The organism is Mesorhizobium sp. 2RAF21 (assembly GCF_052115345.1).
In the GTDB taxonomy this organism is placed as follows: domain Bacteria; phylum Pseudomonadota; class Alphaproteobacteria; order Rhizobiales; family Rhizobiaceae; genus Mesorhizobium; species Mesorhizobium terrae.
This window is the reverse complement of the sequence record NZ_JBFRGM010000028.1, coordinates 62,084-75,688: the sequence shown is the minus strand read 5'-3', so window position 1 is coordinate 75,688 and position 13,605 is coordinate 62,084. Positions and strand designations below refer to the sequence as shown.

Genomic DNA, 13,605 nt, shown 5'->3' with positions numbered 1-13,605 from the left:
TGCCGTCGCGAACGACGGCGAGGTCGGTCCGGGGCAAGAACACTGGCGGGGCGCCCGGAAGGCGCCAGCATCTAAATAGCGTGAGGCACCGACCCGGCGCCCCGCTTCCCACCTCCCTCAAGGGGAGTGTTTTTTGACAATGGCCAGACTGCGAAAAGCAGGGCGTGGCGATGAAGAAGTGTATCAACGCGTCATCGCGTCGACGCGACTGCGCCGCCGTCATTCCGGCCGAGCGCAGCGAGAGCCGGAACCCATTGGCCGCTTCATCGTCTGGCACGGCCCGGTCCTCGTCCTGAACCGTTCACGCAGCCGAACCGGCGCCGCATCTTTCACCGCCGCCCACGCGAACCCAGGTCCCGGCCGTGCTGCTCAATGGGTTCCGGGTCGGCGCTCGGCTTCGCCTCGCTGGCCCGGAATGACGAAGGCGTGGGATGCCGCTCCGTCATATCCCTCTCGTCACATCCCCCTGACAGCCCGAAACAGAGTGAAGGCGGCGACCGCCATCAGAAGCAGGCCGGCGCCGCGTCCCATCCAGATGGTGGCGGCGTGGTTGTCGGTCAGCGCATCGCGACCGCGCAGCGCCGCCAGTGCCAGGCCGCCATAGACGGCCATCTGCACGGTGACGGTCATCGTCCCCATGATCAGAGCCTGCAGCCAGATCGGGCCGTAGATCGGTTTCATGAATTGCGGGTAGACGGCGAGCACAAACAGCCAGGCCTTGGGGTTGAGCACGCAGGTGAGCATGCCCTGCGCCAGGATCGTGCCGAGCGGGCGTGCCGCCGCCGCCTCGACCGTGTCGACGGAAATCGCGCTGCGGGCAAGCGTGTAGCCGATCCACATCATGTAGAGCGAGCCGGCCACCATCATGACGGGGGCGACGACCGGCAGCAGGGTCGACAGACCGGTGACGAAGACAGTGCCGAAGATGGTGTGGCAGATGCCGCCGAGCATGATGCCGACCGTTGCCGCGATGCCTGCCTGACGCCCGCCGCTGAGCGCATTGGCCAGCACGAAAAGCATATCCATGCCGGGCACGACGATGATGCCGACGAGCAGAACGAAATAGAGCCACAAGGCGCTGGCATCCATCGGCGACATCCCCCGCGGGACGAGATGGATGCGCCCCAACGACGCTCCTTCGTCCTCTTCAATGGCCGATCAGATAGCGTAGTGCTCCTGACAACTTGGTGTCAGGAGGCGACGGCGGGCCGGGTTCAAAGTGCCTATTCGGCCTTCACCAGCACCGAGCTTTCGAACTCGATCACCTTGTCGCCGGTGGAATCGAAGGCCTCGCACAGGATTGTCAGCAGCCGCCAGCCCGGCCGCGAGGCGAGCGGGCGATGGGCGACGCCGGTGCGGGTGAAGGTGACGGTCTCGCCGGCGAAGACCGGTTTCAGCCATTTCAGATTGCGGAAGCCGGGGGAGGGACCGAATTCCGGCTCCGCGCCGGGGCCTTTCCAGACCGCGCCGGTTGGTCTCGGCGTTGTCAGGTTGTACTTCATCCAGGTGGCGGCGGTGTGCCAGCCTGACGCGCACAGACCACCGAGCAGGCTGTGCTTGGCGGCTTCCTCGTCGACATGGAAGATCTGCGGGTCGTATTTGCGGGCGAAGGCCTTGATCTCCTCGGGCTCGAAGCGGTGCGAGCCGAGGGTGACGGTGGTGCCGATGCCGAGATAGTCGTCGAGGCTCATGCGTCCGCTCCCGTGCGCGTCAGGAACATGCCGGTGTTCTCCAGTTCGAACACGGTTTCGCCGCGCTGGTTGAACAGTTCGGCGCGCATGGTGACGAAGCCGAGCCGGGGTTTGGATTTGGACAGACGCTTGGCAAGGATGGTGATTTTGCCGGTCAGCCTGTCGCCGGCCAGCACCGGCTTCTTCCATTTGACATAGTCGACGCCGGGCGCGCCCTGCGAGGTGGAATCGAGGATAAAGGCGTCGCAGATCATGCGCATGAACATGGCGCATGTGTGCCAGCCCGAGGCGGAGAGGCCGCCGAGCAGGCCGGCCTTGCCGGCTTCCTCGTCGAGATGCATCGGCTGGAAGTCGAACTCGGAGGCGAATTCGATGATTTCGGCCGCCGTCACATGTTTGGGTCCGAGATCGATCGCCGCGCCTTCGGCGAAATCCTCATAAGCCCATTTCTTGCCGGTCATCGCGCAATCCCGTTCAAGCTTGTACTATTACTTTGAACGCTGCCGCCCCGTCCCGCAAGGCTTGGCCGGGCTTGGCGCAGCGGTTTGCCCGTTCAAAGCCAACCGCGCCGGCGGAAGTACCAGTAGGGCAGTACCGCCGACACGATCATCAGGCCGATGGCGAGCGGGTAGCCGACCTGCCATTTCAATTCCGGCATCGTTTCAAAATTCATGCCGTAGATCGATGCCACCAGTGTCGGCGGCAGGAAGATAACGGCTGCCACCGAGAAGATCTTGATGATGGCGTTCTGCTCAATCGAGATCATGCCGAGCGTGGCGTCGAGCAGGAAGCCGATCTTCTGCGACAGGAAGGCGGAGTGGTCGGCCAGCGAAACGACGTCGCGCGAAAGCGTCTTGATGCGGGCGCGGCTGTCCTTGCCCATCTTGGTCTGCGTGGCGGCATGGGCGAGGAAGCCGGCCAGCCGCTGCAGCGAGATCAGGCTGTCGCGCACGCTGGAGGCGAGGTCTTCCTTGCGGCCGATGCTCTTCAAAAGTTCCTGGAAGTCGCGGTTGCGGCGCGAGGCGCTGGTGGCGGTCGCCTCGAAGATGTCATGCGAGATCGTCTCGATGTCGCGGCCGATCTTCTCCAGAATATCGGCCAGCCGATCGACGATCGCCTCGAGCAGGCCGACCAGGATGGTGTCGGCGCTGGTGCAACCGGTCGCCACCTTTTCGGCGCGCAGCGGGAAGGTCTTGAAGGCGCGCGGCTCATGATAGCGCACGGTGACGAGGCGCTTGTTGGCGAGGGCAAAGGTGACCGGCGACATTTCCGGTTTGTCGGCTTCGGTCTGCGAGGGAAGGTTGGCGGTCATGAAATATCCGCCGTCCTCGACATAGAGGCGCGAGGAAACCTCGATCTCCTCCATCTCCTCGCGGGTCGGCACGGCGATGCCGAACACCGTCTCGACGGCCGTCTCTTCTTCCTTGGTGGGATTGAAAAGGTCGACCCAGACGATGCTGTCGCGCTGTTCTTCGAGGTAGTCGGCAACGCGCAGCCGATCATTGTCCACGACGAAGGCCTTGATCATCGCGTGGTCTCCCATGCCGAGGGCTGTTTCGAGGGGACGCCGGGCCGGGAAAGCTGGTCGGCGCAAGGGCGCGATAGACCCGGCGGCTGGCCGCGTCAAGCCGCAACGGCCACCGGACGCCGCGGCTGCTGCAGTCACGGTCGTAAAGACGCGCCTGCGATCAGAAAAATTCGTCGAGCAGGCGGTAGTAGGCGAGCTTGCCGCTATCGATGTCCGGCGCACCGTAGTGGGCAAGGAAGGGGTCGACCCATTGCGGGCCGAGATTATGGTGGATGCTCCAGCAGGCGAGCGCAAGGTCCTGGCAGCGGTCGGCGACACCGAGGCGGCCGCAGTCGATGAAGCCCGAGAAACGGTCGCCGTCGACCATGAAATTCGGCAGGCAGGCGTCGCCATGGGTGACGACGAGGTCTTCGCTGGAGGGTCGCAAGGCGATGACATCGCCGAAAACATCGTCCGCCGTGCGCCCCATGCGCTCGTCGTCGAAATCCTCCTCGTCGACGAGACCGGCCTCCAGATGCGCCCTGGCGTCGGCGATGCGGTGTTCGAGCCGGTGGTCGAAGGGGCAGGAACGGATATCCAGCGCATGCAGGTTACGCAGCGCCCCGGCCATCACGGCGATGGCCTTTTCGGCGGACAGCGGGCCAGCCGAAACCAGATCCCGCCCAGGCATGGCACTCATCAGCAGCCAGTCGCGGCCGGCATGGGTTTCGAAAGCCAGCACCTCGGGACAGGCAACGCCCTGACCGGCAAGCCAGCGCAGGCGCTCCACCTCGGCGGGCAGTTCGGCATGGCCCCCACTTTCCTCGACTTTCAGGAACAATCGGGGCCGGTCAGTCGCCTCCAGCCTGAACACGCCGGCATCCGAATGGCCAAGCGTGTCTCGGTCCCAGGCATAGCCCGCGATCATCGCGCGGATAGCCGGTGGAAGGTCAAGTTCAGGGCTGGCGTGCGCCGTCATCGATCCGGATCAGGTGTTGAACTTGAACAGCATCACGTCGCCGTCCTGGACGACATATTCCTTGCCTTCGTCACGCGCCTTGCCGGCCTCCTTGGCCGCCACTTCGCCACCCAGGGTGATGAAGTCGTTGTAGGCGATGGTCTGGGCACGGATGAAGCCGCGCTCGAAGTCGGTGTGGATGACGCCGGCCGCGCCGGGCGCCTTGGTGCCGCGCTCGATCGTCCAGGCGCGGGTTTCCTTCGGGCCCGCGGTGAAATAGGTGATCAGGTGCAGGAGGTCGTAGCCGGCGCGGATCAGCTTATCGAGGCCAGGTTCCTCCAGCCCCATGGAAGCGAGGAATTCGAGCTCCTCGGCATCGGGAAGCTGCGCCACCTCGGCCTCGATGGCGGCGGAGATCACCACGGTGCCGGCGCCCTGCGCTTCGGCCATCTTCTCGACGGCGCGCGTGTGTTCGTTGCCGGTCGCGGCATCGCCCTCGGCGACGTTGCAGACATAGAGCACCGGATGCGAGGTGAGCAGGTTCAGCCCCTTCAGGATAGCGAGATCCTCGGGCGCGATGCCTTTCAGCAGCACGCGCGCCGGCTTGCCGTCCTGCAGCAGCTTCAGCGCCTCTTCCATCATCGGCAGGACGGTGCTTGCTTCCTTGTCCTTGCCGCCGGCGCGCTTGCGGATCTGCACGATCCGGCGCTCCAGGCTTTCAAGGTCGGCGAGCATCAGTTCGGTCTCGACCGTGTCGGCGTCGGCTACCGGGTCGATCTTGCCCTCGACATGGGTGATGTCGTCATCCTCGAAGCAGCGCAGCACATGCACGACGGCATCGACCTCGCGGATGTTGGCGAGGAACTGGTTGCCCAGTCCTTCGCCCTTCGAGGCGCCGCGCACCAGGCCGGCGATGTCGACGAAGGAGATGCGCGTCGGGATGATTTCCTTCGACTTGGCAACGTCGGCGATCTTCCGCAGGCGTTGATCCGGCACCGCCACTTCGCCGGTATTCGGCTCGATGGTGCAGAAGGGATAGTTCGCCGCCTGCGCGGCCGCGGTGCGCGTCAGCGCGTTGAACAGCGTGGACTTGCCGACGTTGGGCAGCCCAACGATGCCGCATTTGAAACCCATGATGATGTGGTCCTATCGGGAACTAAGAATTTGCTCAGGCTATGGGCGAAAGGGTCGATGATCGTCAAGCCTTTCGGCCTATGCGGCTCAGTCCTTGTTGCCAAACAGCTTCTTCAGCATCGCCGCCATCGGCCCGCTTTCGGGAAGCTTCGCGGCAGGCTGCTGCGGCCTGGCCTGGCGGATATGGCTCTGCGCCTTGGGCGAGGCCGGCTCTTTCGGCGGCTTTGGCGGCGGCGTGTCGTTCGGTCCGGTCGGCTGCAGCTTATCGCGCAGGGCCAGCGTCACGCGGTTCATGAAGGAGTTGTCGTCGCCCTTGGCGATCTGCTCGGCGCTGTCGGCCATGGCCTGGAGCAGCACGTCCAGCCATTCCTGGTCGGATTTGGAAAAGTCGCCCAGCACATGGCCGTGCACCATTTCCTTGGCACCGGGATGGCCGACACCGATGCGCACGCGCCGGTAATCCTTGCCGATATGCTGGTCGAGCGAGCGGATGCCGTTGTGGCCGGCGGAACCGCCGCCTGTCTTGACACGCACCTTGCCGGCCGGGAGTTCGATCTCGTCGTAGAAGACGGTGACGGCCGAAGGTTCGAGCTTGTAGAAGTGCAGCGCCTCGCCAACCGCCTGGCCGGACAGGTTCATGAAAGTCTGCGGCTTGATGAGAAGTATTTTCTCGCCGCCGATCCTGCCTTCGGCGATCTCGGCCTGGAATTTTCTCGACCAGGGCGAAAAGGAATGGCGGCGGGCGATAGCGTCCGCCGCCATGAAACCGACATTGTGCCGGTTGTTGGCATATTTCGCGCCCGGATTGCCGAGACCTGCAAACACAAGCATGGTTGCGGCGCTCCCGGGCGGCGAAACTTACTTCTCTTCGGCTGCGGCCTCAGCGACCGGGGCAGCGGCTTCCGCTTCCTCGGTCTCCGGCTTCATCGCGGCCGAACCGGCGATGGTGGCGATGGTGAAGTCGCGGTCGGAAATGACCGGCTTCACGCCCTTCGGCAGCTTGACCGACGAGATGTGGATGGAATCGCCGATGTCTGCACCGGAGAGATCCACGGTGATGAATTCCGGGATCGCATTGGCCGGGCAGTGGAACTCGACTTCGTGGCGCACGATGTTCAAGACACCGCCGCGCTTGATGCCGGGCGACTTTTCTTCGTTGATGAAGTGCACCGGAACGTCGACATTGACCTCGGTGTCCTTGCCGATGCGCAGGAAGTCGACATGCATCGGGAAGTCCTTGACCGGATCAAGCTGATAGTCCTTCGGCAGGACCTGGATCTTCTTACCGTCGACATCGATCGTGGCGACCGTGGTCAGGAAACCACCGCCATGGATCTTGTAGAAGATGTCCTTGTAGGACAGGGCGATCGCCAGGGGAGGCTGCTTGTCGCCGTAAATAACTGCAGGCACTTTACCGTTGCGGCGAACTTCACGGGCGGACCCCTTACCGACCTGTTCGCGCGCCTCGGCCTTGAGCTCGTAAGTGTCGTGGCTCATGGCATTTCCTTTCGCGTTGCTGGAGCATCTCCGGTGCCCGGCGTGCCGGTCTCCGAAAATGTCGAAAGCCGCCATCCGTGCGCGACCACAAAAACCGGAAAGTGCTTTTTGGGGTCTTGCGAGCCTGGCGGCCCTCAGCCGCGTTGCCTCCAAGGGTGTCTACGCGGGTGGCGGCTCTATAGCGGAAGGCGGCCAAACGCGCAAGCGTGGCCGCCTTTGCCGGACTATGCCGCCTTGGCGGCCTTGCCCTTGGCTTCCTTCATGTTGGGCAGGAAGATGGTGAGCAGGCCGAGCAAGGGCAGGTACGAGCAGATCTGGTAGACGAAGTCGATGCCCTTGGCATCCGCGACCACGCCGAGGATAGCAGCGGCGATGCCGCCCATGCCGAAGGCGAAGCCGAAGAAGATGCCGGCGATCATGCCGACGCGGCCCGGCACCAATTCCTGCGCGAACACCACGATGTTGGAGAAGGCCGAGGACAGGATGAGACCGATCAGGATGGTGAGGATCACCGTCCATTCCAGATTGGCATAAGGCAGGATCAGCGTGAACGGCAAGACGCCGACGATGGAGAACCAGATCATCGCCTTCTGGCCGTAGCGGTCGCCGAATGGCCCGCCGAGCAGGATGCCGAGCGCGGAGGCGCCGAGGAAGGCGAACAGAAGCACCTGGGACATCTGCACCGAAACGCCGAACTTATGGATGGTGTAGAAGGTGTAGTAGCTCGACAGGCTGGCGATATAGGCGTTCTTCGACAGCACCAGCACGGTGAGGATGACCAGCGCCCAGGCGACGCGGTTGCGCGGGAAGGGCGACACATGGGTGGCTGCCGGGCGATTGCCGCTCGCCTTGCGGAACCGGATGTACCAGTTGCCGACCTGCCAAAGCACGATGATGCCGATCAGCGAGCCGATGGCGAACCAGGAGATGCTGGTCTGGCCGAAGGGCACGACGATGAAGGCCGCCAGCAGCGGGCCCATCGCCTGGCCGGCATTGCCGCCGACCTGGAACAGCGACTGGGCAAGGCCGTGCTTGCCGCCAGACGCCAGCCTGGCGATGCGCGACGATTCCGGGTGAAAGATCGACGAGCCGATGCCGATCAGCGAGGCGCCGATCAGAAGCAGCCAATAATGGCCGGCATAGGCGAGCACGATCAGCCCGACCAGCGACGAGGCCATGCCCCAGGGCAGGGAAAAGGGCATCGGCCGCTTGTCGGTGACCATGCCGACCACCGGCTGCAACAGCGAGGCGGTGACCTGGAAGGTGAAGGTCAAAAGGCCGATCTGCCAGAAATCGAGGCGATAATTGTCCTTAAGAAGCGGATAAATGGCCGAAAGCAGCGACTGCATGATGTCGTTGATGAAATGGCCAAAGCTCACTGCCAGGATGACGGTGAAGGCTGTGGTGGTCGCTGCGGTCGCGCGACCGGCCGTCGCTGCGGTATCGGTCAAGATCATGCTCCTTGGGTATGTCTGCGGCAGGCTGCCGCGCGGGAGCTTATAATCCCGTTGTCACCCTACTTCTTTCGTGGTTTGGTCCATTTATTACGCAAGTGGGCCAATGCCATGCCAATGAGCGTCTCCTACCGGGAAGCGCCGGTCGAGCAACTCTACAAGCTGCACAGGGAACGTCTGGAGTGGCTGGAGCGCGTGCGCGACCTCATCGTGGCGCTGCCGTCGGAATATCCCGACGGCTATACGGTGCCGGACCATCACCACAACCGCAGCCAGTTGCTGCATGCCCTGGCCGGCGTGGTTCTGGTGAAAACCCAATATGGGCGCTGGATGGTGCCGCCCGACCACGCCATGTGGATCCCGGCCGGCATCGAGCACGCGGTGGACATGTTGGGCAATGTCTCGATGCGGTCGATCTATGTCGCGCCCAATGCCGTCGAGGGCCTGCCGACACGGCTGCGCGTGGTGGGCGTCAGCGACCTGATGCGCAGTCTGATCATCGAGGCCGTCACCCTGCCGACTGAACAGCCTCCCAGCGAACGGGCGGCGCTTTTGATGGCGCTGCTCTTGCACGAGATCCCGACCATGCCGGAGCGGCCGCTCGGCCTGCCTTTTCCGGCCGACGCCCGCATCGCCACGCTTTGCCGTCGCTTCGTCGCCGAGCCATCGCCTCATGCGACGATCGACGACTGGGCGGAGACGGTGGGTATGAGCCGGCGTACCTTCACCCGCGTCTTCCACCGCCAGACCGGCCTGTCGCTGTCGACCTGGCGCCAGCAGGCGCTGCTGTTCGCGGCGCTGCCCAGGCTGGCCGATGGCGAGCCGATCACCCGCGTCGCGCTCGATCTCGGCTATGACAGCGTGCCGGCCTTCACCACCATGTTCAAGCGCATGCTGGGTACGTCGCCGAGAGGGTATCTGCGCGGGGCGAGGGAGGTGGGGTGAGGCGAAATCTAGGATTTCGAGGGCGTTCGGACACCGGCTATCAGAATGTCGACCAGCCGTCTGGCAGCCTGCAGGCCGTCGGATCCCGCGCCGAATTTAGCCGCACCCGCAAGCGCGAACATCAGGTCGCGGGGATCGAGATCTCGGCGAACGTCCCCACTTTCAACGGCTCGCTCAATCAGCCCTGAAATTGCTTGCTGCATCTGCGTCACGGATGCCGATTGGAGGTCGGACATTCCGCTGAGCACAGGTTGGAGCAGCTCGTGCATTCCGTGTTTGGTGGTGATGTAGTCGACGAACAGCAAAAGCCATGAGCGCAGTGCCTCGACAGGCGCGTGCTCCTTCACGAGACGGTCCGCTGCCGCAACAAGTTGCTCGGTCTCGTTGCGGTATATCGCTGCGACCAGCGCATCGCGGTTGGGGAAGTGACGGTAGAGGGTCCCGGCGCCGACACCGGCGCGGCGCGCTATCTCGTCGAGGCTGGCATTCGAGCCTTTTTCCGCGAAGACCACCTTGGCGACAGAAAGCAGCCGGATGCGGTTGCGCTCGGCATCTGCTCTCGGCTTCCGGGGGGCGGAGGGTTCGCTCTGACGAACCATTGAAAAAATCCTTGCTATGCGGAGGATATCTCCGTATATAACCGGAGAACATCTCCTCTTACGATAAGCCGCGACGGCCAGCAAGAGTTTGCTGAATTGGCAACACGCCTGGGAAACCAGCGTGGGGTCGACGCCTAAATGCTCCGTGGCGCAGCTGGAAAGCATCCCGCCTCCAGAGAGGCGCACGTTCGACTGACAACATCCGAGGTCAGACCATGTCCCTGGAAATTCCGCTACACACCGATGTCATTGGGCGATCCCTTCAACGACCGATCGAAAATGCCGATTGGCTTTGGGATGACCTGGATGCCCTGCGTCCGGGAGACCCTCTGGCGCAGCTTGGGACTTGGATCGACCAGGTGGCTGAGGATGTTCGAAGCGATGGCTGCGAATTCGCCGGCAGCGTCATTGGACCGGGCAAGCACGACCGTTCCATCAACAGGATGGTCGGGAAAGACCCAAAAACCTATCGCGACGGGTTGGCTGAACTTTGCGCGCGTGCGGGGCTTTTGCGACCCGATACTGCCGCGGAGTTGCTGATCCTGATGGGCGAGGGCGCGAAGGCAAGCCGCCAAAGCGGGGAACCCGAGGGGCTGAGCGTCCGATTCAAGCAAGCGGCCGAGGCAATAGTTGTCGCTTTCGGCCCGGGCTCTGTCCGGTAGAGCAGGAACCAGCTAGAAACAGCGGGAATTCAGTCTTTCGATAACAAAATGCTCCACTCCCTTTTGGCCGGCACCTCAACCCAGGCCATCCTCGCTATCGTTCTCATCGCCCTGATCGCCGGTCTGGCGCGCGGCTTTTCGGGCTTTGGCGCGGCGCTGATCTTTGTCCCGATGGCCAGCGCGGTGATCGGCCCCAAGGTGGCGGCGCCGCTGCTTCTGGTGGTGGATGGGGTGATGACGGTGGGGTTCGTTCCCGGCGCGTGGCGGCTGGCGGACAAAACCAATGTCTTCGTCATGGCGCTGGGCGCGCTCGTCGGCGTGCCGCTCGGCACCTATGCACTGGCGCATCTCGACCCGCTCGTCATCCGCTGGTCGATCATCGCCATCGTTGTGTTGCTTCTTCTCCTTTTGATGTCGGGCTGGCGTTACCATGGTCGTCCGAGAGCTCCGCTCACCGTGGCGGTCGGGGCGATCTCCGGCGTCTTCTCGGGCGCGGCGCAGGTCGGCGGCCCGCCGGTCGTGGCCTACTGGCTGGGCGGCGCTTTTGCGGGCAATACGGTTCGGGCCAACATCATTCTCTATTTTGCGATTTCCTCGGCGATCACCGCGGTCAGCTATCTCTGGGGCGGCCTCATCACAGCGCCGATCGCCGCGCTCGCTGTCATTGCGGCGCCTGCCTACGGGCTGGGGCTGTGGCTCGGCGCGCATATGTTCGGCATAGCCAGCGAACAGACCTTCCGCCGGCTGTGCTTCGGGCTGATCGCACTTTCGGCGCTGATCAGCCTGCCGCTGCTGGACGGCCTGCTGCGTTAGGCGGGATTGGCTGCTGTCGTGCGGCCCCGACTGATCCGGATCAGGACAATCACACACTGCTTGCGGCATGCGCGCGATGGGTTCCCTTGCCTGCTGCCTTGGCGGCATAAAGAGCCATGTCGGCATTGCCGATCAAGGAGGCCGGGGTGTCGCCGTCGGCGGGCGCGGTGACGCTGCCGATGCTGGTGCCGATGCGCACGAGTTCGCCGACATCGATATCGAAGGGGCGGGCAACGGCGCCGATGATCCTATCCGCCAGGGAGGCTGCCTCCACAGCGCCTGCTCTCGGCAGGAGTATCACGAATTCATCGCCGCCGAGCCGGCAGACGCTGTCGCCTTCCCGAACCGTGCGAGCGAGGCGCTGCGTGACGGCCTTCAACAGGAAGTCGCCGGCGGCGTGGCCACGGATATCGTTGACCGCCTTGAAGCCGTCGAGGTCGATGTAAAGCAGACTGAACCCGCTCGCCTTTTCTCCTCGGCCGATCGCCGCGCACAGCCTGTCGAGCTCGTCGTCGAGAAACATTCGATTGGGCAGCCCCGTCAGCACATCCGTCATCGCGAGCTGGCGATTGAGGTATTCGGCGCGGATCATGCGTATGGTGATGTCGTAGTTCTGAGCCATCATCGCGATCATGGCGGCGGTGTAGAAGGGCATGAAGAAGCTGACGACGAACATCCCGGCGGTGGGCGAGGTCAGCGCGGCGACGACATAGGGCAGCGCCACCAGGCACATCAAAAGTACCGCCTGTCGCGGGGTCACCGCGTTTCGCGAGGCGACCGTGCCGATACCGCCCATCGCCAATATGCTGGCCAGCGCGATCAGGGTGGTGTTCCCACTCATGATGCAGAGATAGGCGCCGATACCGAAGGTGGCGGCCCATGCCATGGCAACCAGCATGAGCACATACATCGCCTTTTCGGGGTCGAGATCTGGCTTTCGTTCGACCGCAGTGACGATGCCGATGCGGGCGACAAAGATGGCAAACTCGGCCGCCATCCAGAAATAGGCCCAGGTCTGCCCTGTAAGCGCGATGACGGCGGTGCCCGCCGAAAGGACGCAGATCAGCGAGATCACGTAAGCGGCCTTGCGCATGAACGTGATCTGCACCAGGCGGCGTCTGACTTCAGGCGGGTCTGGCGTGCCCGTCGAGCTCAGCCAAAGCAGGGCCCGAGAGACAAGGCCCTCGAAACTCCCCGGGACGTTACTTGTATTGCCGGTAAGCAATGCGAAGCCCGAATCCAGAAGTATCCCCTTACTTAGGGAACATCTAATACAAGCTCGCGGGTCTTCGCAATTCGGGATTGCGCGGTTTGTGGCGCGTTACTTCACGTGTCAGTCGAAAAGGCTGGAGACCGATTCTTCCGTCGCGGTGCGCGAGATCGCCTCGCCCATCAGGTCGCCGATCGAGATGACGCGAATGTTGTGCGCATCGATGACGGCCTGGGTCGGCTGGATGGAATCGGTGATCACCAGTTCCTGCAATTGCGAGCCGGAGATGCGGGCTGCCGCACCGCCCGACAACACGCCATGGGTGATGTAGGCGGTGACGCTGGTGGCGCCATTGGCGAGCAGTGCGTCGGCCGCATTGCACAGCGTGCCGCCGGAATCGACAATGTCGTCGATGAGCAGGCAGTCCTTGCCGCGCACGTCGCCGATGACGTTCATGACTTCCGATTCACCCGGCCGTTCGCGCCGCTTGTCGACGATGGCGAGCTGGGCGTCGATGCGCTTGGCGAGCGCGCGGGCGCGAACCACGCCGCCGACGTCGGGCGACACCACCATGACGTTGCCGAGCTGCTTGTACTTGGCCTTGACGTCGCGGGCCATGACCGGGACCGCGAAGAGGTTGTCGGTTGGGATGTCGAAGAAGCCCTGGATCTGGCCGGCGTGCAGGTCGAGCGTCAAAACGCGGTCGGCGCCGGCGCGGGCGATCATGTTGGCGACCAGCTTGGCCGAGATCGGCGTGCGGCCCGAGGCGCGGCGATCCTGGCGCGCATAGCCGAAATAGGGAAGCACCGCCGTGATGCGCTTGGCCGACGAGCGCATGAAGGCGTCGATCATGATGAGAAGTTCCATCAGATGATCGTTGGTCGGATAGGACGTCGACTGCAGGATGAAGACATCCTCGCCGCGCACGTTTTCCTGGATCTCGACGAAAATCTCCTGGTCGGCGAAGCGCCTGACGCTGGCTTTTCCCAACGGAATGTTGAGATAGCGGGCGACGCCTTCGGCCAGCACCCTGTTGGAATTGCCCGCGAAGAGTTTCATGCACCGTACCTGGTGGTGGAGTTTATGGGGCTTTTAACGGCCCTCGCCGGTATTGCAAGCGTCGTATTGGCGAATC

General features: G+C 63.6%; 15 protein-coding genes. 3 read left to right on the top strand and 12 right to left on the bottom strand.

Annotation, left to right across the window (positions count from 1 at the left end; all coding sequences use genetic code 11):
* Positions 1 to 456: 456 nt before the first annotated feature.
* From AB4136_RS30350 to AB4136_RS30310, 9 genes are all read right to left on the bottom strand, one after another.
* Positions 457 to 1,089, bottom strand: coding sequence for a LysE family translocator (locus AB4136_RS30350; RefSeq protein WP_024925426.1), 633 nt, complete (start codon positions 1,087 to 1,089; stop codon positions 457 to 459).
* 134 nt (positions 1,090 to 1,223) lie between these two features.
* Positions 1,224 to 1,691, bottom strand: a complete 468-nt coding sequence (locus AB4136_RS30345) for a MaoC family dehydratase (RefSeq protein ID WP_024925425.1) — start codon at positions 1,689 to 1,691, stop codon at positions 1,224 to 1,226.
* Positions 1,688 to 2,152 carry a MaoC family dehydratase gene (locus AB4136_RS30340; protein ID WP_137901383.1) on the bottom strand — a complete coding sequence of 155 codons (465 nt, stop codon included), beginning with the start codon at positions 2,150 to 2,152 and terminating at the stop codon, positions 1,688 to 1,690. Before AB4136_RS30340 ends, AB4136_RS30345 begins: the two co-directional genes overlap by 4 nt.
* A gap of 92 nt (positions 2,153 to 2,244) precedes the next feature.
* Positions 2,245 to 3,219, bottom strand: coding sequence for a magnesium/cobalt transporter CorA (gene corA / locus AB4136_RS30335; protein WP_137901382.1), 975 nt, complete (start codon positions 3,217 to 3,219; stop codon positions 2,245 to 2,247).
* Between the two features lie 160 nt (positions 3,220 to 3,379).
* Entirely contained in the window at positions 3,380 to 4,177 is a 798-nt protein-coding gene (locus AB4136_RS30330; RefSeq protein WP_024925422.1) for an APH(3')-II family aminoglycoside O-phosphotransferase, read from the bottom strand.
* A 9-nt stretch (positions 4,178 to 4,186) separates the two neighbouring features.
* Positions 4,187 to 5,290: a redox-regulated ATPase YchF gene (gene ychF, locus AB4136_RS30325; RefSeq protein ID WP_024925421.1), complete on the bottom strand. Its 1,104-nt coding sequence runs from the start codon at positions 5,288 to 5,290 to the stop codon at positions 4,187 to 4,189.
* Between the two features lie 87 nt (positions 5,291 to 5,377).
* Positions 5,378 to 6,121: an aminoacyl-tRNA hydrolase gene (gene pth, locus AB4136_RS30320; protein ID WP_024925420.1), complete on the bottom strand. Its 744-nt coding sequence runs from the start codon at positions 6,119 to 6,121 to the stop codon at positions 5,378 to 5,380.
* Positions 6,122 to 6,148: 27 nt separating this feature from the next.
* Positions 6,149 to 6,787, bottom strand: coding sequence for a 50S ribosomal protein L25/general stress protein Ctc (locus AB4136_RS30315; RefSeq protein WP_024925419.1), 639 nt, complete (start codon positions 6,785 to 6,787; stop codon positions 6,149 to 6,151).
* A 224-nt stretch (positions 6,788 to 7,011) separates the two neighbouring features.
* A complete protein-coding gene (locus tag AB4136_RS30310; RefSeq protein WP_137901381.1) occupies positions 7,012 to 8,244 on the bottom strand; it encodes an MFS transporter in 1,233 nt (410 codons plus the stop codon).
* A 108-nt stretch (positions 8,245 to 8,352) separates the two neighbouring features.
* Here AB4136_RS30310 and AB4136_RS30305 point away from each other — a divergent pair, with 108 nt between their 5' ends.
* A complete protein-coding gene (locus AB4136_RS30305; protein WP_024925417.1) occupies positions 8,353 to 9,186 on the top strand; it encodes an AraC family transcriptional regulator in 834 nt (277 codons plus the stop codon).
* A gap of 8 nt (positions 9,187 to 9,194) precedes the next feature.
* On the opposite strand, the gene AB4136_RS30300 is transcribed toward AB4136_RS30305, so the two are convergent.
* A complete protein-coding gene (locus AB4136_RS30300) occupies positions 9,195 to 9,785 on the bottom strand; it encodes a TetR/AcrR family transcriptional regulator (protein ID WP_024925416.1) in 591 nt (196 codons plus the stop codon).
* A gap of 215 nt (positions 9,786 to 10,000) precedes the next feature.
* Between AB4136_RS30300 and AB4136_RS30295 the strand changes: the two genes are divergently transcribed.
* Both AB4136_RS30295 and AB4136_RS30290 read left to right on the top strand, forming a co-directional pair.
* Positions 10,001 to 10,447: a hypothetical protein gene (locus tag AB4136_RS30295; RefSeq protein ID WP_024925415.1), complete on the top strand. Its 447-nt coding sequence runs from the start codon at positions 10,001 to 10,003 to the stop codon at positions 10,445 to 10,447.
* 48 nt (positions 10,448 to 10,495) lie between these two features.
* Complete coding sequence (locus AB4136_RS30290) at positions 10,496 to 11,260, top strand: sulfite exporter TauE/SafE family protein (protein WP_024925414.1); 765 nt, start codon at positions 10,496 to 10,498, stop codon at positions 11,258 to 11,260.
* A gap of 49 nt (positions 11,261 to 11,309) precedes the next feature.
* On the opposite strand, the gene AB4136_RS30285 is transcribed toward AB4136_RS30290, so the two are convergent.
* A complete protein-coding gene (locus tag AB4136_RS30285; protein WP_051512044.1) occupies positions 11,310 to 12,353 on the bottom strand; it encodes a GGDEF domain-containing protein in 1,044 nt (347 codons plus the stop codon).
* 240 nt (positions 12,354 to 12,593) lie between these two features.
* Positions 12,594 to 13,529, bottom strand: a complete 936-nt coding sequence (locus AB4136_RS30280) for a ribose-phosphate pyrophosphokinase (protein WP_024925412.1) — start codon at positions 13,527 to 13,529, stop codon at positions 12,594 to 12,596.
* Positions 13,530 to 13,605 lie beyond the last annotated feature (76 nt).

Bases quoted from the DNA above. Each gene is read 5' to 3' on its own strand.
- AB4136_RS30285 (WP_051512044.1), bottom strand. From the start codon at position 12,353: ATGCGCAAGGCCGCTTACGTGATCTCGCTGATCTGCGTCCTTTCGGCG.
- AB4136_RS30315 (WP_024925419.1), bottom strand. From the start codon at position 6,787: ATGAGCCACGACACTTACGAGCTCAAGGCCGAGGCGCGCGAACAGGTC.
- corA (WP_137901382.1), bottom strand. From the start codon at position 3,219: ATGATCAAGGCCTTCGTCGTGGACAATGATCGGCTGCGCGTTGCCGAC.
- AB4136_RS30310 (WP_137901381.1), bottom strand. From the start codon at position 8,244: ATGATCTTGACCGATACCGCAGCGACGGCCGGTCGCGCGACCGCAGCG.
- pth (WP_024925420.1), bottom strand. From the start codon at position 6,121: ATGCTTGTGTTTGCAGGTCTCGGCAATCCGGGCGCGAAATATGCCAAC.
- AB4136_RS30300 (WP_024925416.1), bottom strand. From the start codon at position 9,785: ATGGTTCGTCAGAGCGAACCCTCCGCCCCCCGGAAGCCGAGAGCAGAT.
- AB4136_RS30330 (WP_024925422.1), bottom strand. From the start codon at position 4,177: ATGACGGCGCACGCCAGCCCTGAACTTGACCTTCCACCGGCTATCCGC.
- ychF (WP_024925421.1), bottom strand. From the start codon at position 5,290: ATGGGTTTCAAATGCGGCATCGTTGGGCTGCCCAACGTCGGCAAGTCC.
- AB4136_RS30295 (WP_024925415.1), top strand. From the start codon at position 10,001: ATGTCCCTGGAAATTCCGCTACACACCGATGTCATTGGGCGATCCCTT.
- AB4136_RS30350 (WP_024925426.1), bottom strand. From the start codon at position 1,089: ATGGATGCCAGCGCCTTGTGGCTCTATTTCGTTCTGCTCGTCGGCATC.
- AB4136_RS30345 (WP_024925425.1), bottom strand. From the start codon at position 1,691: ATGAGCCTCGACGACTATCTCGGCATCGGCACCACCGTCACCCTCGGC.
- AB4136_RS30340 (WP_137901383.1), bottom strand. From the start codon at position 2,152: ATGACCGGCAAGAAATGGGCTTATGAGGATTTCGCCGAAGGCGCGGCG.
- AB4136_RS30280 (WP_024925412.1), bottom strand. From the start codon at position 13,529: ATGAAACTCTTCGCGGGCAATTCCAACAGGGTGCTGGCCGAAGGCGTC.
- AB4136_RS30290 (WP_024925414.1), top strand. From the start codon at position 10,496: ATGCTCCACTCCCTTTTGGCCGGCACCTCAACCCAGGCCATCCTCGCT.
- AB4136_RS30305 (WP_024925417.1), top strand. From the start codon at position 8,353: ATGCCAATGAGCGTCTCCTACCGGGAAGCGCCGGTCGAGCAACTCTAC.